Origin of the sequence: Salinarimonas soli (genome assembly GCF_008386575.1) — a bacterium.
In the GTDB taxonomy this organism is placed as follows: Bacteria; Pseudomonadota; Alphaproteobacteria; order Rhizobiales; family Beijerinckiaceae; genus Salinarimonas_A; species Salinarimonas_A soli.
In genome coordinates this window covers 346947-364558 of sequence record NZ_VUOA01000019.1, presented here as the reverse complement: position 1 = coordinate 364558, position 17612 = coordinate 346947, and the positions used below count along the sequence as shown (strand labels likewise).

Here is a 17612-nt window from a genome sequence, read left to right as displayed (position 1 = left end):
CCGGAGGACGCCGAGGCGGGATGCAGACCCTCAAAGCGCGTTTCGCCCTGCTCGTCGGCGGCGCGGCCCTGGTCGTGGTGCTCGCGGCCGGAGCGCTGCTCGCGGCGCTCCACGCCTCCGAGGTCGCGCTGGAGCGCTCGCTCGCCGCGCAGGCCCGCCTCGACCTTCTCACCGAGCTGTCGGGCCGGCTGTCCGATTACGGCCTTGCCAGCATCGACGCGGTGAACGCGCCGGCTCTCGGCCGGGGGCGGATCGCCGCCGCGCGGGCCGAGGTCGAGCGCGCCCTGCAGACGGTGGACGAGCGCATCGGGCGCGAGGCCGCCGGCGCGGCCACCCCCCTGGAGCGCAACGAGATGGCGACCCGAAGCCGCCCCGTCGCCCGCCTGCGCGCGGCCTTGAGCCTCCTCGACCGGCAGGTCGACGCCGCCCTCCAGCGCGAGGAATCGGCCGCCCGCACGGATGCCGTGCGCGGCGCCCTCAACGGCTTCGGCGCCATCACGGGCCCGGCCCTCTCCTTCCTCGTCGAGGCCGAGCGCCGGGCCGTGGACGCGGCGTCCGCCGAGGCTCGTGCGCTCACCAACCGCCTGCGCCTGGGCGCCGTGGCGGCGGCGCTCGCCGCCTTCGGGGCGCTCCTCGTGCTCCACCGCGCCGCGACGCGCCCCGTCCTCCGGCATCTCGACGCGATCCGGGAGGCGGCGAGCGCCATCGGCCGGGGCGAGCTGGAGACGCGCCTGCCGCGCCAGGGCCGCGACGAGCTCGGCCTCCTCGTGGCGGGCTTCAACCGCATGGCGGGGCGGCTGAGCCGGCGCGAGCGGCGCGTCGCCGCCGACCGGGCGGCCCTGGAGGAGACCATCGCGGCCCGCACGGCGGATCTTCGCGCCGCCAATGCGAGGCTGGAGGATATCGACCAGGCGCGCCGCCGCTTCTTCACCGACGTCAGCCACGAGCTGCGCACGCCGCTTACCGTTATCCTCGGCGAATGCGACATCGCGCTTCGCACGCTCCCGCCCGGCGACACCGCCCTGCGGGCGGGGCTTCTGGCCATCCGCAAGCGGGCGCAAGGCCTGCACCGACGGGTCGAGGACATGCTGCGGGTCGCGCGCTCGGAGGCCGGTCAATTGGAGCTCGACCTGCGCCCGGTGAGCCTCCTGCCGATCCTCAGCGAGGCCGTCGAGGGTTTCGCCTCGCTCGCCCGCAGCCGCGGCGTGGCGCTCGCCTTCGAGCCCGCCCCCGCCGACGTGGAGGTGCGCGGCGACCCGGAATGGCTGCGCCAGATCGTCGAGGGCCTCATCGACAACGCCCTGCGCCACGCCGCGGGCGCCACCCGGATCAACGTGGCCCTCGCGACGCTGGGCTCCACGGCCCGAATCAGCGTCACGGACGACGGTGCGGGCTTTCCCGCCGAGGGCGCCGCGCTTTTCGAGCGGTTCGCGCGGGCCGGGGGCTATGGGCCGGCGGGCTTTGGAATAGGCCTTGCCCTCGCGCGCTGGGTGACGGAACGTCACGAGGGAGCCGTCGGGCTGGAGACGGGACCGGACGGGCGCGGCGCCCGGGTGGTGCTCGACCTGCCCATGGAAGGCCGCGAGCGGGCGGCCTGAGAGGCGGCCGGCGTGGCGGGGCTGGAGGAGGCGGCGTGACCCGAATCTTGATCGTGGAGGACGACGGCGACATCCGCGGCATGCTGGCCCGCGGCCTCGCGGCGGAGGGCTTCGAGGTGGATGTCGCCGAGCGGGTCGACGAGGCCCTGGTCAGCGCCCGGGAGACCGCGCCCTGCGCCGTGGTGCTCGACAACATGCTCCCCGACGGCTCGGGCCACGACGTCTGCCGGGCGTTGCGCGGCGGCGGCTATGCGGGGGCGATTCTCTTCCTGAGCGCCAAGGACGAGGTGAGCGACCGGGCCGAGGGCCTGAGCCTCGGGGCCGATGACTACATCGTGAAGCCCTTCAGCTTCGACGAGCTCGTGGCGCGCCTGCGCGCCCAGCTCCTGCGCCGCCAGGGCAGCGAGCCCCCGCGCGACGTGGTGACGGCAGGGCGCCTCACACTCGACCTCACCACCCGCCAGGCCCGCTTCGGCACGGCGAGCGCCCGCCTCACCCAGCGCGAGGCGGAGCTCCTCATGGCCCTGATGCAGGAGGCGAACCGCCCCCTGTCCCGGGGTGACATCTACGACCGACTCTGGGCCACGCAGGGCGGCCTCTCGCTCAATGTGGTCGACGTCTATATCGGGTACCTGCGCACCAAGCTCGGCGACATCGCCCGGACCGGCGGTCCCCTCATCGTCACGGTGCGCGGGCGCGGCTTCATGCTCGACCTGCGCGACGCGGGATTCCAGTGAGCCGGCGGTCTTCGTCGGGAGTCCAGTCGATTTGGGGCTTGCCGCAGACGGGGGAACGTCGGATACTCGGCTCGTGGCGAAAATTCGTAGTCACTGCAATGTCTTAGAATTCTCTTAGAAGAATTCGCGGACGTATCCGAGGAGGATCATCATGAAGTGGGCTAAGCCGTCTGTTCAGGAGATGTGCGTCGGGATGGAAGTCACGAGCTACGAGTCGGCCGAGATCGATCCGGTTCTGTTCTGACACCATCTTCCGCTTGACCCGCGAGGCGAGGCCTCGGAACCGATGCATCTCATCGTTCTCGGTTCGGCAGCGGGCGGCGGCGTTCCCCAGTGGAACTGCCGCTGCCCCGTCTGCAGCCTCGCCTGGGCGGGGGACCCGCGGGTCAGGCCCCGCACGCAGTCGAGCCTCGCGGTCTCGCCCGACGGCGACGCCTGGCTCCTCGTCAACGCCTCCCCCGACATCCGCGCGCAGATCCTCGCGACCCCGGCGCTGCACCCGCGCGAGGGATTGCGGCACTCGCCGATCCGTTCGGTGCTCCTCACCAACGGCGACGTCGACCATGTGGCAGGCCTCCTCACCCTGCGGGAGAGCCAGCCCTTCGACCTGCTCGGCACCCACGAGATCCTCGGCGCCATCGGCGCCAACCGCGTCTTCGACGTGATGAACCCAGGCTTCGTCGCCCGCCGCGAGGTGCGGCCCGAAACGCCGTTCGAGCCGGTGCCCGGGCTTAAAGCCACCCTGTTTCCCGTGCCCGGCAAGGCGCCGCTCTGGCTGGAGGGCGCCGCGCCCGTGATCGGGGAAGCCGGCGAGAGCACGGTGGGCGTCCTGCTCGAGGCGGGCGGGCGACGGGTCGCCTACGTGCCGGGCTGCGCCCGCATCTCCGAGGACCTGCGCCGGCGCCTCGACGGGGTCGATGCCCTCCTGTTCGACGGCACGGTCCTGGAGGACGACGATCTCATCCGGGCCGGCGTCGGCACCAAGACAGGCTGGCGGATGGGGCACGTGCCCATGAACGGCCCCTCGGGCTCGATCCAGTGCCTCGCGGACCTGAAGATCGGCCGGCGCATCTTCGTGCACGTCAACAACACCAACCCCGTCCTCGTCGAGGGCTCGCCGGAGCGCCGCGCCGTCGAGGCGGCGGGCTGGACATTGGCCCACGACGGGCTCGACCTTCATCTCGCGCCGCAGGCCGTCGCCGCGGACCTCACGGATTAGGCCATGAGCGCAGCCCTCGCCTCCTTCGCCGCCGCGCCCGCCTCCGCCGCCCCGGCGCCGGACCGCCTGCTCTCCCCCGACGAGCTGGAGGCGGCCCTGCGCGACATCGGCGCTCGGCGCTACCACAACCTCCACCCGTTCCACCGCCGGCTCCATTCGGGGAAGCTCGACCGGGACCAGGTCCGCGCCTGGGCGCTCAACCGCTACTATTACCAGGCCATGATCCCGGTGAAGGACGCCTCCATCGTGGCCCGCATGGAGGACGCTGCCCTTCGCCGCATCTGGCGCCAGCGCATCGTCGACCATGACGGCGAGGCGGAGGGGGACGGGGGCATCGAGCGCTGGCTCCGGCTCACCGACGGGCTCGGCTTCCCGCGCGCTTACGTGACCTCGACCCGGGGCATCCTGCCCGCCACGCGCTTCGCCGTGGAGGCGTACGTCCATTTCGTGCGCGAGCGGACCCTGCTTGAGGCGATCGCCTCCTCGCTCACCGAGCTGTTCGCCCCCACCATCATCTCCGAGCGCGTCGCCGGGATGCTGGGATCTTACGACTTCGTCTCGAAGGACACGCTCGCCTATTTCGACAAGCGCATGACGCAGGCGCCCCGCGACGCCGACTTCGCGCTCGCCTACGCCAAGGAGCACGCGACGACGCCGGCGCTCCAGGCCGCCGTGCTCGGGGCGCTGACCTTCAAGTGCGACGTGCTCTGGAGCCAGCTCGACGCCCTGCACCACGCCTATGTCGATCCGGGCCTGCCCCCGCCGGGCGCCTGGACACCGGGGGCCGAGGCATGAGCGAGGCGCTGACCCTCACCGACGTGCCACGCCTGCCGCGCGGCGTGCGCCTGCGCTTCGACGAGGTGCGGGGCGCCCATGTGCTCCTCGCCCCCGAGCGCGCCTTCGACCTCGACGCGGTGGCAGCCGAGGTGCTGGGGCTCGTGGACGGCACCCGCAGCGTCTCGGCCATCGTCGATGCGCTCGCCGCGAAGTTCGACGAGGACCGGGCCGTGATCGAGGGCGACGTGGTGGCGATGCTCGACGACCTCGCCAAGAAGCGGGTGCTCGACCGATGAACGCGGCGCTCCCGGCTCCCATCGGCCTCCTCGCCGAGCTCACCCACCGCTGCCCCCTGCGCTGCCCCTATTGCTCGAACCCCCTGGAGCTCGACCGCCGCTCGGGCGAGCTCGACACGGCCACCTGGCAACGCGTCCTCTCGGAAGCGGCGGCCCTCGGCGTCCTGCACGTCCACCTGTCGGGCGGCGAGCCCACCGCGCGGGCCGACATCGTCGAGATCACGGCGCATTGCGCGCGGGCCGGGCTCTACTCGAACCTGATCACGTCAGGCGTCGGCGGAGCTCTGAAAAAGCTCGACGCCCTCGCCGACGCCGGCCTCGACCACGTCCAGCTCTCGATCCAGGCAGCGGACGCAGGCAACGCCGAGCGCATCGGCGGGCTCGCCAATGCCCAGCCGCAGAAGATGGCCTTCGCGGAGCGGGTGACGGCGCTGGGGCTTCCGCTCACCCTCAACGCGGTGATCCACCGCGGCAACATCGACGAGGTGGAGCGCATCGTCGAACTCGCGGTGGCGCTCGGCGCCAAGCGGCTGGAGGTGGCCCACACCCAATATTACGGCTGGGCCTACGTGAACCGCGCGGCGCTCATGCCGGCCAAGGCCGACGTGGACCGGTCGATCCGGATCGTCGAGGCGGCGCGCAAGCGGCTGGAGGGCCGCCTCGTCATCGACCTCGTGGTGCCCGACTATTACGCCACCTATCCGAAGGCCTGCGCCGGCGGCTGGGGGCGGCGCCTCATGAACGTCACGCCGACGGGCCGGGTGCTGCCCTGCCACGCGGCCGAGACCATCCCCGGCCTGGAGTTCTGGTCGGTGCGCGACCGGTCGCTCGCCGACATCTGGGCCGCCTCCCCCGCCTTCATGGCCTATCGCGGCACCGACTGGATGCCCGAGCCCTGCCGCTCCTGCGATCGCAAGGAGCGCGACTGGGGCGGCTGCCGCTGCCAGGCGCTCGCGCTCACGGGCGACGCCGCCGCCACCGATCCGGCCTGCGCCCACTCGCCCCACCACGCCCGCGTCAAGGCGCTCGCGGCGGCCGAATCGGCGGCGGGCGAGGCGCCGGCTTACGTCTACCGCACGATCGGCGGCGCGGGCGGCGATGACCGCCCCGCCCCCGCCCGCATCCCCGAGGGAGCCGCCTCATGAGACGCCTCGCCTTCGCGCTTGCCATGCTCCTGGCCGCGCCCGCGCTCGCCCAGGCCCCAGCCTCGACGCCAGCGCCCACGCCGGCGGACCTGCTCTTCGAGCGCTCGCACTGGAAGGAGGCCGCGCCGGGAACGGCGATCTCCTACCGCTACGCCCGCACGACGGGAGCGCCGGACGTGTTCGGCCCGCCCTTCGAGGACACGATCCGCCTTCGCCTGCAACCCTCGACCGACGAGGCCGCCCGCACCGTGGCGGTCGACTTCTTCAGCGGGCCGCGGCGGCGGGCGGCCGGGCCGTTCGAGGACATCCAGAGCAACCCGGTGGTGCTGATCTTCCTGGAGCACCACCTCGAGACCATCGCCAAGGTGCTCAAGGCGAACCCGCGCTACCTGAAGAACGCCATCCGCGCCAGCATGCGCGACCGGGCCGAGGTCACGGCCGTCACCACGAGCGTGGGAGGCCGCGAGGTGCCGGCCTGGCGCGTCGAGGTGAAGCCCTTCCTCGACGACGCGATGAAGGAGCGCATGCGCGGGCTCGAAAAGCTCACCTACCGCTTCGTCGTTTCAGACGCGGTTCCCGGCGCCCTCGTCTCGGCGAAGGCGAGCGCCGCGACGCCTGAGGGTGCGATGCTTCTCGAGGAGGCCCTGACCTATGACGCAAGCGCCGGCTAAGGCCGCCCTCCTGCTCGCCTGCGCGCTCGGCCTCGCCGCGCCGGCCTGGGCCCAGGAGCCCGTCAACGACTACCCGACCGTGGCGCGGGCCGAGTACATCTTCGCCTGCATGGCGGCGAACGGCCAGTCGCGGGCCGTGCTGGAGCGCTGCGCCTGCTCCGTCGACACCCTCGCCTCGATCCTCCCCTACGAGCGCTACCAGCAGGCCGAGACGATCCTCGGCATGCGCCAGGGCATGGGCCAGCGCGCCGCCGCCTTCCGCAACGCCAAGCTCTTCGACGACATGGTGGCCGACCTGCGCCGGGCGCAGGCCGAGGCGGAGATCCGCTGCTATCGGTGAAGGGGATGCGGGGGAAAAGCCGCTGCTCCCACCCTCACCCTCGGCCTGAGGTGCCCCGCAACGCGGGGCCTCGAAGGGCGTTCCAGGGATCCCCGGAGGGCTGTGGAAGCGTGCTGCGTGCTTCGAGACGGCCTGCTCCGCAGCATGAGGGCAGGTTGAGGGATCCCTCAGCCTACGACCCCTCCCCCGCCGGGAACGTCTGGCGGAAGGAGCGGCCCTGGGTGTCGACGGCCTCGACCGTGACGGGCTCGCCGGTCTTGGCGAAGCTGAAGCGGAAGGTCGGGTCCTCGCTGATGGAGATGCCGCCCACCATGGAGAAGAGCGGCTTGTCGCCCTGGCGCACCGAGAGCTTCTCGACGTACCAGGCGGGCGTGTAGAGGCGCGTCACCTGGTCCATCTGGAGGCCGGAATAGTTCGGATGGCGCAGCTGGACCTGCGCCTCGCCCCGGTCGGCGAAGACGCGGAACCGCATCTGCCCCAGATTGGCGAGCGCCTCCGCCGGGTCCTTGGCGGCCGGCGCCGAGCAGCCGCCCGCCGCCTTCACGTAGGCCTTCGTCATGTGGAGGCGACCGTCGTCCGTCTCGGCGATGGCGCGCACCCAGGAATAGGAGTTCACCCGCACCCGGGTCTGGAGATCGAAGGCCTGCCGCCCCTCGGGGAAGCGGAAGGTGCCCACCACGGGGGCCGGGTTCTCGTCGACCACGAGGGTGAGCGCGGTGACCTTGCGGGTGTCGCCGGGCGCGAGGTGGAGCTTCACCTCGAGCGGCACGATCGCCGCGTCCTCGGCGCGCTTCGGGGTCACGAGCTCGATGAGCCCGGCCGCGTCGCCGACCTCCCGCGCACCGACGATCTGGGAGCGCAGCTCGCCCCAGGCCGTCTCCTCCTGCGCGAGCGCCGGGCCGGCGAGGAGGGTGGAAAGGGCGAGGGCGGCGATGCGGATCGAGGCGGACATGCGGGCTCCCGTCGGCATGATCTGTACAAGACGACTACCACGAAACGCGGGGCAGACGAAATCGTCGCCTCAAGATGAGCCGCAACGTCGGCGTGTCCGCGGGGGCTCGTTCTCTTGAGATCCCGCGCCCGGACACATCCCCTGATCTTGATGAAATTCGCAAATGGCGCGATCGATATCGGCGATGACTTGCCGTCGGATCCACGATCCGGGGATCCTGCACGATCGAAACGCTTGCGCCCGCGGTCAAGGCACCGTTCACTGCGCCATGACATCCTGTCCCGCCAGCGCTCCCATGCCCGATCCCGCCATCGCCCCCCTGCCCGATCTCGGCCGACGCACCCTCGTCATGGGCATCCTCAACGTGACGCCCGATTCGTTCTCCGACGGGGGGCTGTTCGCAGGCCGCGACGCCGCGATCGCCCATGCCCTCGCGCTCGAGGCGGAGGGCGCCGACATCATCGATATCGGCGGCGAGTCGACCCGGCCGGGGCACGAGCCGGTGCCCGCGGAAGACGAGCAGGCCCGGGTGCTGCCGGTGCTGGAGGCGCTGCGGGGCCGCGTCTCGGCCCCCATCTCCATCGACACATACAAAGCCTCCACGGCGCGCCTCGCGCTCGCGGCCGGCGCGCGGATCGTCAACGATGTGTGGGGCCTCCAGCGCGACCCCGAGATCGCCCGGGTCGCGGCCGAAGCCGGGGCCCCCGTCATCGCCATGCATAACCGCGAGACCATCGACGGCGCCCTCGACATCCTGGACGACATGCGCCGCTTCTTCGACCGGACCCTGAGCATCGCCCGCGAGGCCGGCATCCCGGAGCGCCACATCGTGCTCGACCCCGGCATCGGCTTCGGCAAGACCTGGGAGCAGCATCTCGACGCGCTGCGCCGCCTGCCGGAGCTGAAGGCCCTCGGCTTTCCCGTCCTCGTCGGCGTCTCGCGCAAATCCGTGCTCGGGCGCATCCACAACGCCGCCACGGCGCCGAAGGACCGCCTGTTCGGCTCCATCGCGAGCCACGTCGTGGCGGCCATGCTGGGTGCCGACATCGTGCGCGTCCACGACGTGCGCGCCCATGTCGAGGCCTGCCAGGTCGCCGACGCCATCCTGCGCCGCCCGTGAGCCCCCGATGACCGACCGCATCCTCGTCCACCGCATCGCGATCTTCGCCTATCACGGCGTCCACCCGGAGGAGCACCGCCTCGGCCAGCGCTTCTTCGTCTCCCTCGATTGCCGGCTCGACCTCGCGCCCGCCGGGCGGGCGGACGACTGGGAGCGCACCGTCTGCTACGGGCGCCTCACGGAGATCGTGAACGGGGTCGCCACGGGCCGGCGCTTCGCGATCATCGAGGCTTTGGCCGAGACCATCGCGGCCGAGACCCTCGCCGCCTTCCCGCAGATGGAGGCGATCACGGTGCGCGTCGACAAGCCGAGCGCGCCCGTCCCCGCCATCATCGACGGCGTGAGCGTGGAGATCACCCGGCGGCGCCATGATTGAGGCCTATCTCAGCCTCGGCAGCAACCTCGGCGACAAGCGCGCGATGCTCCGCACCGCGGCGGAGCGGCTCGACGCGACGCCCGGCATCCGGGTCGCGGCCCTCTCGCGCGCCTACCGCACGCCGCCCTGGGGCGACACCGACCAGGACTGGTTCCTCAACGCCGCCGCGATCGTCGAGACGGAGCTCCCGCCGCATGAGCTCCTGAAGGCCTGCCTTGCCGTCGAGCGCTCGCTCGGGCGGGTGCGCGACCGCAAATGGGGGCCGCGCACCATCGACATCGACATCCTGGCGATCGACGGCGTCCACCTCGCCGACCCCGACCTCGTCCTGCCGCACCCTTATGCCCTGGAGCGCGCCTTCGTCCTCGTCCCCCTCGCCGAGATCGCCCCCACCCTTGCCATCGCCGGCACACGGATCGCCGACGCGCTGGCGCGGCTGGACCAGACCGGAATCGTCGCCGACGGCCCTCCCCTCTCCCCATGGGAGAGGGGGGCCACTGCGGATTCCATCGGGCGAGCCTCGAAGGGCGCTGCAGGAGGGCTGTGGAAGCGTGGTGCGTGCTTCGGCCCCCTACTCCTCCGGCGCCGGCGTGGCGCGCTCCAGGGGGAGCCCCGCCTCGCGCCACCCCGTGGTGCCATCGGGGTACCAGTGGATCCCCTTGTAGCCCCAGGCGACCGCCCGCTTGGCGGCGTTCCAGGACATCCAGCAGTCCCGCTCGCAGAAGATCACGATGGGCTGGTCCGGCCGCTCGCTCCGGGCCCGGTCGAGGCCGCGGCGGAAATAGGCTTCCGTTTGCGGGGCGAGCGCGCCGTAGCCGACGTCGACGAGCCACGTCGCCCCCGGCAGGCTGTCGCGCGGGGGCAGGCGGAAGATCGTGCCGGGCGCGAGGTCCTTGGGCGCCCGGGGCTGGGGAAGGACGTCGACGAGGATCGCGCCCGCCCGCCACAACCGCTCGGCTTCCGCGGTGGTCACCACCGTGGCGCCCTGGAGCGTCGCGGGGGTCGGGGCGCGGAACGCCTCCATTCGGTAGCCCTCAGGCTCGGGCGGCGCTGGGCCTGCCGCTCCGAGGGCGAGGAGCAGGAGGGCTCCCAGGGCGAGCCGGCCCGCGCGCCTCATGGCCGCCTCTCCGCCGTGATGATCCGGTCCTCCTCGTCGAGGAGCGGCACGCCGTGCTCGAGGAGGACGCGGGTGATGTCCGCCTCGCGGCGGCGCAGCACGGTGTTGAGGGTCCGGCGCCAGTCGAGCTCGTTGTGGCGAAGCCCGAGGGTGATCCGGTAGGCCAGATGCGGCCGCCCCGCCTCGTGGACCAGGGGCACGATGACGAGTTCCGGGTCGCGGCGGGCGAGGTCGCCCGCAAGCGGCCCCCAGAGCACCCCGAGATCGATGCGGCCCGCCTTGAGATCGGCTGCCATCTCGTCGGCGGGCGAGGCATAGCGCCGGTCGACGATGAGCGCGTAGGTGCGCATCGTGTCGAGGAGCCCCGCGCGGCCGAGATGCTCGATGGGCGGGCTCCCCGCCACGACGCCGATGCGCTTGCCCTGGAGACGCGGATCCCCCAGCCGGTCGACGCCCGGGAGGTCGCCGCGCCGCAGCAGCAGGGCATAGGTGGAGCGGTAATAGGGATTGGAGTTCTGCACCACGTCGGAGCCCGCCGTGGTGCCGATCATCACGTCGCAGAGCTTCAGGCCGAGCGTGTTGCGCACGAAACCCGGCCCCTGCGGCATCCAGTAGTGGCGCAAGCCCACTTTCAGCTCGTCGGCGATGATCGCCGCGATTCGATCCTCGAAGCCCTCTCCCGTGCGGCTCGAATAGGGCATGTTGGCGGGATCGGCGCAGACCCGCAGGACGTCGGGCGTCACGAGGTCCGGCCGGTTCTGCGCCACGGCCGGAGCGGCCGCGAGGGCTGTCAGCAGCGCGAGAGCGGCGGGCCCCGTGCGGCGCCGGGCGCGGCCGTCAGCTCGCGCCAAGGCAGACATTCTCCGCCTCCTTCGCGGCGGCCGGCTTGTCGTCGCGCTTGGCAGGCCGCACCCGCCCGAGGGCGTCGTCCGAGCGCGCCTTGAGGTAGACGTAGATGTCGTCGAGGTAGCAGGCGACGTTGTTGTTGGTACCGAAGGAGGGCATCACGCTCTCCTTGCCGCCGCCCACGTTCTGGCGGCCCTGGATGACGGTGGCGGTGAAGTCCTCGTAGCTCAGCCGCTTGAGGCTGTCGACGAGGGCCGGAGCGTAGGTGGATCCCATCCCGTCGGGGCCGTGGCAGGTATGGCACTCCGCGTGATAGCGGCGGTAGCCGGAGAACGTGTACCAGTCGACCGTCCCGTCGGCCTTGACGTTGTAGGTGGGCGCGTCGTTCGCCGCGAAATACTTGCCGTTCTCCTCCCGCACCGCCTTGGCGGGCTCGGCGAGGGCCGCGGACGCCCCGGCGACCAGGAGGGTCGCGAGCGCGGCGGCCATGGGAACGTCTCTGAAGGGCTTGAAGTCACGCAACGGCGGATCCTCCCGATCCGGCCCATCGGTCGGCGCTTGATCGCCGCCGCGGCCTTGCTTGTTGGGTCAGCGCAGTCCCGGCGGACGCAGAGCCGGGCGAAAAGACCGGCGCGGGTTGGCCGCGCCGGTCCGGTCTTTGGGGAGCGTCCCCGTCAGTTCGGCAGGGTGAAGACCGTGAGCTGGCCGCCGAGCGCCGTATAGCTGGAGAGCGCCGAGTAGCCGCCCACCGCACCAAGGCCCGCGCTCGGGTCCGTGAGGCCCGCGGCGAGGCCGATGCCGGCCCAGCCGCCCACGCCCGAGAGCACCGCCACGTATTGCTTGCCCTTGTGGGTGTAGGTCATCACGTTGCCGATGATGCCGGACGGGGTCTTGAACTTGTAGAGCTCCTTGCCCGTCTTGGCGTCGACCGCCTTCAGGTAGCCCTCCAGCGTGCCGTAGAACACGATGTCCCCGGCGGTGGAGAGGGCGCCCGACCACACCGAGAAGGGCTCCTTGTTCGACCAGGCGATCTTACCCTCGCGGGCGTCCCAGGCGATGAAGTTGCCCATGCCGCCGTGGGAGTTCGGGGCCGGATACATGGCGAGCGTGGCGCCCACATAGGGCTGGCCCGGGGTGTAGCTCACCTTGAACGGCTCGTAGTCCATGCAGACGTGGTTCGTCGGCACGTAGAACAGGCCGGTCTTCGGCGAGAAGGAGGCGGGCTGCTGGTCCTTCGAGCCGAGGGCCGCGGGGCAGACGCCCTTGGTGTTGACGTCCTCGCCTTGCTGCGCGGTCGAGTATTGCGCCTGAACCATGGGCCGGCCATAGGTCGGGCTGTTCTTGTCCATGTCGACCTTGCTGGCCCAGTTCACCGCCGGGTCGAACTTCTCGGCGACGAGGAGCTCGCCGTTGGTCCGGTCCAGGGTGTAGCCGAAGCCGTTGCGGTCGAAGTGCACCAGCATCTTGCGCGGCTGGCCTTTGAACTCCTGGTCGACGAGGATCATCTCGTTGACGCCGTCATAGTCCCACTCGTCGTGGGGGGTCATCTGGTAGGCCCACTTGGCCATGCCCGTGTCGATGTCCCGGGAGAAGATGGTCATGGACCACTTGTTGTCGCCGGGGCGCTGGGTCGGGTTCCAGGTCGAGGGGTTGCCGGTGCCGTAGAACATGGCGTTCTGCTGCGGGTCGTAGGAGAACCAGCCCCAGGTGCAGCCGCCGCCGGTCTTCCACTGGTCGCCCTGCCAGGTCTTCAGCGAGGAATCCTTGCCGATGGGCTTGCCGAGCGAGGTGGTCTTCTCGGGGTCGACGAGCATCTCGTTGTCGGGCCCCGTCGAATAGGCGCGCCAGACCTGCTTGCCGGTCTTGGCGTCATAGGCCGTCACGTGGCAGCGCACGCCGTATTCGCCGCCCGAGATGCCGACGATGATCTTGTCCTTCACGGGCAGGACGGTCGCCGTGTTGGTCTCGCCCTTCTTCGGGTCGCCGTTCACCGCCGACCAGACCACCTTGCCCGTCTTGGCGTCGAGGGCCACGAGGGTGGTGTCGGCCTGGTGCAGGAAGATCTTGCCGTCCGAATAGGCGACGCCGCGATTGACCGTGTCGCAGCACATCACCGGGATGACGTTGGGATCCTGCTTGGGCTCGTATTTCCAGAGGATCTTGCCCTCCTCGTTGAGGTCGAGGGCATAGACGATGTTGGGGAACGGCGTGTGGACGTACATCACGTCGCCGATCACGAGAGGAGAGCCCTCGTGGCCGCGCAGCACGCCCGTCGAGAAGGTCCAGGCCGCCTGGAGCTTTCCGACGTTGCTCGCGTTGATCTGATCGAGCTTCGAGTGACGGGTGTTGGCGTAGTCACCCGTCTGGATCGCCCACTGGTTCGGATCTTGGATCAGCTTCTGAACTTCGTCGTTGGCCATCGCCGGCGTCACGCCGACCATGCCGACCATCAGGGCTGTCAGGCTAATTGCTCTCATCAGGCTCCTCCCACGGATCCCGAGGCACCGTCCATGGCGACGGGCGGACCTCGATCCGACGTTGGTTTGGGGATGACGGGAGCTTCGTCAGCGTGTCACGACCGGCGGCAAACACCAGGACTCTGCGGATCCAAATACCAACCGCCAAGTCTGCGAATCGACCTCATCTTTCCCGTGATGAAGCCGTTGAAGCCGAAGCATGTGAAAACTGTATGTGAAAAAACTAAGCCGTCAATAGGCTTCGAAACGGGCGTCACTGCTTAAAATCCGACCTCTCGTATTGTGCACTGCAATATAAAAAGACGCACGCATATTTGATCTAACTTTACGTCATGCGTGCGTCATTCCCACTCGAGCTCCTGGAAAGCCGAGGTGGCGTTGCGGGCCGCGAAGGCCTCGAAGAGGGACCATCGCCCCGCCTCGGCTTCCCCGGCCCGCTCCGCCGCTTCCCCGAGGGTCCGCCCCTCCCGGATCATCGTGCGCACGTCGCGCTCCAGACCGGTGAGGTAGCGTTCCATCGGCTCGGCGGCCGCAGGCCAGGGCACGCTCGGGGGCCCGTGCCCCGGCACGATCCGCGCGGCGCTGCGCGCCTTGAGACGCTGGAGGGTGGCGAGCCAGCCTTTCAGGCGCCCGTCGAGGGCCGGGATGTGCCCGACGAAGAGGAGGTCGCCGAGAAACCACGTGCCCGTGGCCTCGTCGAGAACCGTGATGTCGGTGTTGGTATGGGCCGTGGGCCACGCCTCGAGCCGCAGGACGCGCCCGCCGAGATCGAGGGCGAGCGTGTCGGCCACGAGGATCGTCGGCGCGACGGCCTCCGTTCCCGCGAACGCCCCGCCGATCAGCCTCCGGCCCGCGTCGAGATAGGCGTCCCGGCGGGCTGCGAGCGCGGCGGGGAGGTTGGCGTGTCCGACGATCTGCGCCTCCTCCGCCACGAGCGCGGCGTTGCCGAGCAGGTGGTCGGGATGGACATGGGTATCGATGGCGTAGCGGATCGGCAGCGCCGTGCGCGCCCGGACCGCCGCGACGAGACGGCGCCCGGTGTCGAAGCTCCCGCCCGTGTCCACCACCGCCACCGCGTCGCGGCCGACGATGAAGCCGAGATTCGCGATGGCGCCGTGGTTGTCGGGCGCCGCGAGCGCGATCGGCGCCGCGTAGACGAAGACGCCCGGTGCCACCTCCTGCATCGGCAGCGGCTCGGGCGCCTGCGCCGCCGCCCGCCCGGCGAGCCCCGTGCAGACGCCGAGCACGAGGGCAAGGCGACGCGCGCCGTGGGGCATGGGTGGAAGGGGCGCCCGGACGGTCATGCCGCCACGGCCTCCGGGTAGCGCCGCGCCAGATCCCCGCGCAGGCGCTCGGCCCAGGCGCGGGTGCGCTCGGCGCGGGGGATGTCGATCGCGACCTCGCCGAGTACCCGGGCCGGGCGCGGGGTGAGGAGGACGATGCGATCGGCGACGTCGAGCGCCTCGCGGATGTTGTGGGTGACCATGAGGACGCCCGCGGCCCGCCGCTCGGCCGCCGCGAACACCACCGCGCGCAGCTCCGCCGCGGCGCGGTCGTCGAGGGAGACGAAGGGCTCGTCGAGGACGAGAAGGTCGGGCTCGCCCGCGAGCGCCCGGGCAAGCGCCACGCGCCGCGCCATGCCAAGCGACAGCTCGCCGGGAAAGCGGTTGCGCCAAGCCGTGAGGCCGAGATCGCGCAGGAGATCGTCGAGCGGCCGGCCGCGCTCGCGCCGCGGCAGGGCCAGGCGGATGTTCTGCTCCACGCTGCGCCAGGGCAGCAGGCGGGGCTCCTGGAAGACAATGCCGATGCGCAGGGTCTCGGGATCGGGCGCGACCTGGCCCACGAAGGCGCGGTCGAGGCCGAGGAGGATGCGCAGCGTCGTGGTCTTGCCCGAGCCCGAGGGCCCGATGAGGCACAGGGTCTCGCCGCGCACGAGGGCGAGCGCAAGCCCGCGCACCGCCTCCACCGGGGCGGCGTCCGCCGTCCGGTAGACCTTCGCCTGGACGGCGAGATCAAGCAGCGGGGCGCCAGCGCCGGGCATGTGTCTCCAGTGGCTGAAGGACGAGGACGTCGATGGCGAAGACGATCGCCGCGAAGGCGATGCTGTAGGAGAGCAGGCCCGCGACGTCGAAGAGCTGGAAATGGTACGAGATCGCGTAGCCGACCCCGTCGGGCCGGCCCAGGAGCTCGACGAGCAGAACGATCTTCCACACGAGGGCGAGCCCTGAGCGCGCCGCGGCGACCCAGTAGGGCGCGAGCTGCGGTAGGAGCACGTGGCGGATCCAGGTCGCCCGGTCGAAGCGGTAGGCCCGGCGCATCTCCTCGAGGCCGGGATCGAGGGAGCGGGCGCCCTCGCGCATGATCACCGCCACGTTGGGGATCTTGTTGACCGTGACGGCGAGGATCGCGGCGGCTTCCGTGAGGCCGAGCCAGACATAGGCCAGCACCGTGACGACGAGGGCCGGCGTGTTGAGGACGGCGAGGAGCCAGGTGTCGAAGGCCCGGTCGAGGGCCCGGACGCGGCCGAGCGCGACGCCGATGACGGTGCCAATCGCCATGGCGAGGGTGAAAGAGACGGCGACGCGGGCAAGCGTCGCCCCGATATGGGCGGGGAGCTCGCCCGTGCGCGTCTCCCGCAGCATCACCTCGAACACGGCGGCGGTCGGGGGAAGGGTGCGGGAGGCGGCGAGGGTCGCGGCGACGTGCCAGAGCGCCAGGAGAGCGAGGATCGAGGCGAGCCGCACCAGGAGTGCGGCCGGGGGATGCCAGGGCTTGGGGCGGCGGGTCGGCAGGGTCATAGCCGCTGGCCTCATGCGGCGCCCTCCCGCCAATAGAGCCCTTCGGGCAGGCGGGTCGCGGGGCCGACGAGGCGTTCGCCGCCGAGCCGCGCCAGGACGGCGTAGAGCCGCTCGGCGTCGGCGCGCTCCTCCGGCAGGGGCCGGCGCGGGATGCCCTCGAGGAAGGCGCGGCGCAGCGCCTCGAAGGTGGCATCGTCCTCCGCATGCATCAGGGGGCGCAGGCGGTCCCAGGCGGCGGGGTCGGCGGCAAGGCGCTCCTTGGCGGCGCGCGAGGCGGCCGCGAGCCCGTCAACGAGGGCCATTTTACGCGCCGCCGCCTCGTCGAACACGTAGCCCAGCAGCGCGATCTCCCCCGTCGCCCCGAGCGCGCGGGCGACGTCGCCCGCCCCGATGAGGCGGCGGAACCCCTTGGCCTCGAGCCTCGCGCAGAAATTCCAGTAGAGCAGGCCCGCGTCGAGTTCGCCGGCCTCGAGCTTCTGGGCGAGCAGGGGCGGCGCGCCGAAAGAGAGGGTGGACGCGGCGGCGAGGTCGAGCCCCGCCGCCTCGGCGGCATGGGCCCGCAGGAGAAGCCAGCTCTTGTCGAGGGGGCCGCCCGCGACCCCGAGGCGCCGGGCCTTGAGGTCCGCCACGCCCGCGATCGGCGACCCGGCCGGCACCATGACGGCGCCCTCGGTGGCCGAGAAGGGCAGGAAGCGCACTCCGCGCCCCTCCCCACGCAGCCGCGCCGCAAGCAGCAGGTCGCTCACGATCGTGTCGACCGCGCCGCCCTGGAAGGCGATGCGCGCCGCCTCGCTGCCCGCAAGCCGCACGGGCTCCAGGGTGAAGCCGTGCGCCGCGTCGAGGCCGAGGGCGCGGATCGTCTCCACCTCCCACGACACGGTGCCGAAGGGCAGGACGCCGACCCGCAGCGCCGGACGGCTCGCAGCCGCCCGGGCGACGGCGGGTGCCGAGAGCGCCGCCGCCGCGGCCCCGAGGAGGTGTCGTCGCGTCAGCATGGCTGGCCTCCCGCGATGACCGACGCGCCCGCGCGCGCTCTTCAGAGCTTGTTGCCCGAGGCGTCGAAGGACTTCAGGTAGGCGACGAGATCGTTGATGCGCTGCTCGTCCTTGAGGCCCGCATAGACCATCTTGGTGCCAGGCACCT

At 71.5% G+C, this 17612-nt stretch carries 20 protein-coding genes and 2 pseudogenes; 12 read left to right on the top strand and 10 right to left on the bottom strand.

What is annotated here, in order from left to right:
• The first annotated feature begins 20 nt into the window (after positions 1 to 20).
• The 9 genes from F0L46_RS10925 to F0L46_RS10885 all read left to right on the top strand — a co-directional run bounded on the left by F0L46_RS10925 (position 21) and on the right by F0L46_RS10885 (position 6783).
• A complete protein-coding gene (locus F0L46_RS10925) occupies positions 21 to 1598 on the top strand; it encodes a sensor histidine kinase (protein WP_149817349.1) in 1578 nt (525 codons plus the stop codon).
• A gap of 35 nt (positions 1599 to 1633) precedes the next feature.
• A complete protein-coding gene (locus F0L46_RS10920; RefSeq protein ID WP_149817348.1) occupies positions 1634 to 2335 on the top strand; it encodes a response regulator transcription factor in 702 nt (233 codons plus the stop codon).
• A gap of 151 nt (positions 2336 to 2486) precedes the next feature.
• A complete protein-coding gene (gene pqqA, locus F0L46_RS10915; RefSeq protein WP_149817346.1) occupies positions 2487 to 2579 on the top strand; it encodes a pyrroloquinoline quinone precursor peptide PqqA in 93 nt (30 codons plus the stop codon).
• 42 nt (positions 2580 to 2621) lie between these two features.
• On the top strand, positions 2622 to 3554 hold the full coding sequence (pqqB, locus tag F0L46_RS10910) for a pyrroloquinoline quinone biosynthesis protein PqqB (protein WP_149817344.1): 933 nt from the start codon (positions 2622 to 2624) through the stop codon (positions 3552 to 3554).
• Between the two features lie 3 nt (positions 3555 to 3557).
• Positions 3558 to 4349 carry a pyrroloquinoline-quinone synthase PqqC gene (gene pqqC, locus F0L46_RS10905; RefSeq protein WP_149817342.1) on the top strand — a complete coding sequence of 264 codons (792 nt, stop codon included), beginning with the start codon at positions 3558 to 3560 and terminating at the stop codon, positions 4347 to 4349.
• The gene (pqqD, locus tag F0L46_RS27635) at positions 4346 to 4627 is read left to right on the top strand and encodes a pyrroloquinoline quinone biosynthesis peptide chaperone PqqD (protein WP_149817340.1); all 282 of its coding nucleotides are present in this window, start codon (positions 4346 to 4348) and stop codon (positions 4625 to 4627) included. The genes pqqC and pqqD overlap by 4 nt, the downstream gene beginning before the upstream one ends.
• Positions 4624 to 5772: a pyrroloquinoline quinone biosynthesis protein PqqE gene (gene pqqE, locus F0L46_RS10895; RefSeq protein WP_149817338.1), complete on the top strand. Its 1149-nt coding sequence runs from the start codon at positions 4624 to 4626 to the stop codon at positions 5770 to 5772. Before pqqD ends, pqqE begins: the two co-directional genes overlap by 4 nt.
• Positions 5769 to 6443 carry a hypothetical protein gene (locus F0L46_RS10890; RefSeq protein WP_149817336.1) on the top strand — a complete coding sequence of 225 codons (675 nt, stop codon included), beginning with the start codon at positions 5769 to 5771 and terminating at the stop codon, positions 6441 to 6443. The genes pqqE and F0L46_RS10890 overlap by 4 nt, the downstream gene beginning before the upstream one ends.
• Positions 6424 to 6783, top strand: a complete 360-nt coding sequence (locus F0L46_RS10885) for a hypothetical protein (RefSeq protein ID WP_149817334.1) — start codon at positions 6424 to 6426, stop codon at positions 6781 to 6783. Before F0L46_RS10890 ends, F0L46_RS10885 begins: the two co-directional genes overlap by 20 nt.
• A gap of 172 nt (positions 6784 to 6955) precedes the next feature.
• On the opposite strand, the gene F0L46_RS10880 is transcribed toward F0L46_RS10885, so the two are convergent.
• Positions 6956 to 7735 (bottom strand): quinoprotein dehydrogenase-associated SoxYZ-like carrier, encoded by a 780-nt coding sequence (locus F0L46_RS10880; protein ID WP_240539949.1) that lies wholly within the window; start codon positions 7733 to 7735, stop codon positions 6956 to 6958.
• A gap of 295 nt (positions 7736 to 8030) precedes the next feature.
• Here F0L46_RS10880 and folP point away from each other — a divergent pair, with 295 nt between their 5' ends.
• The 3 genes and pseudogenes from folP to folK form a co-directional block, all read left to right on the top strand.
• Positions 8031 to 8855, top strand: a complete 825-nt coding sequence (gene folP, locus F0L46_RS10875) for a dihydropteroate synthase (protein WP_149817330.1) — start codon at positions 8031 to 8033, stop codon at positions 8853 to 8855.
• Positions 8856 to 8862: 7 nt separating this feature from the next.
• Positions 8863 to 9231, top strand: a complete 369-nt coding sequence (gene folB, locus F0L46_RS10870) for a dihydroneopterin aldolase (protein ID WP_149817328.1) — start codon at positions 8863 to 8865, stop codon at positions 9229 to 9231.
• Positions 9224 to 9685 (top strand): annotated as a pseudogene (gene folK, locus F0L46_RS10865) (2-amino-4-hydroxy-6-hydroxymethyldihydropteridine diphosphokinase); the annotation flags it as partial. The gene folB and the pseudogene folK, both read left to right, overlap by 8 nt.
• A 117-nt stretch (positions 9686 to 9802) precedes the next feature.
• On the opposite strand, the gene F0L46_RS10860 reads toward folK, so the two are convergent.
• The 9 genes and pseudogenes from F0L46_RS10860 to F0L46_RS26815 all read right to left on the bottom strand — a co-directional run.
• Entirely contained in the window at positions 9803 to 10348 is a 546-nt protein-coding gene (locus F0L46_RS10860) for a PQQ-dependent catabolism-associated CXXCW motif protein (RefSeq protein ID WP_210247630.1), read from the bottom strand.
• Positions 10345 to 11208, bottom strand: coding sequence for a quinoprotein dehydrogenase-associated putative ABC transporter substrate-binding protein (locus tag F0L46_RS10855; protein WP_149817326.1), 864 nt, complete (start codon positions 11206 to 11208; stop codon positions 10345 to 10347). Before F0L46_RS10855 ends, F0L46_RS10860 begins: the two co-directional genes overlap by 4 nt.
• Complete coding sequence (locus F0L46_RS10850) at positions 11186 to 11683, bottom strand: c-type cytochrome, methanol metabolism-related (protein WP_149817324.1); 498 nt, start codon at positions 11681 to 11683, stop codon at positions 11186 to 11188. The genes F0L46_RS10855 and F0L46_RS10850 overlap by 23 nt, the downstream gene beginning before the upstream one ends.
• Before the next feature lie 185 nt (positions 11684 to 11868).
• Positions 11869 to 13635, bottom strand: a complete 1767-nt coding sequence (gene xoxF5, locus F0L46_RS10845; protein ID WP_438646669.1) for a lanthanide-dependent methanol dehydrogenase XoxF5 — start codon at positions 13633 to 13635, stop codon at positions 11869 to 11871.
• A 377-nt stretch (positions 13636 to 14012) separates the two neighbouring features.
• On the bottom strand, positions 14013 to 14975 hold the full coding sequence (locus tag F0L46_RS10840) for a quinoprotein relay system zinc metallohydrolase 2 (protein WP_240539948.1): 963 nt from the start codon (positions 14973 to 14975) through the stop codon (positions 14013 to 14015).
• The gene (locus tag F0L46_RS10835; RefSeq protein WP_149817320.1) at positions 14972 to 15712 is read right to left on the bottom strand and encodes an ABC transporter ATP-binding protein; all 741 of its coding nucleotides are present in this window, start codon (positions 15710 to 15712) and stop codon (positions 14972 to 14974) included. The genes F0L46_RS10840 and F0L46_RS10835 overlap by 4 nt, the downstream gene beginning before the upstream one ends.
• Positions 15684 to 16469: an ABC transporter permease gene (locus F0L46_RS10830; protein WP_149817544.1), complete on the bottom strand. Its 786-nt coding sequence runs from the start codon at positions 16467 to 16469 to the stop codon at positions 15684 to 15686. Before F0L46_RS10830 ends, F0L46_RS10835 begins: the two co-directional genes overlap by 29 nt.
• Positions 16470 to 16480: 11 nt before the next feature.
• Positions 16481 to 17464 (bottom strand): ABC transporter substrate-binding protein, encoded by a 984-nt coding sequence (locus F0L46_RS10825; RefSeq protein ID WP_149817318.1) that lies wholly within the window; start codon positions 17462 to 17464, stop codon positions 16481 to 16483.
• A 41-nt stretch (positions 17465 to 17505) separates the two neighbouring features.
• Positions 17506 to 17612, bottom strand: a pseudogene (locus tag F0L46_RS26815) (cytochrome c family protein); the annotation flags it as partial.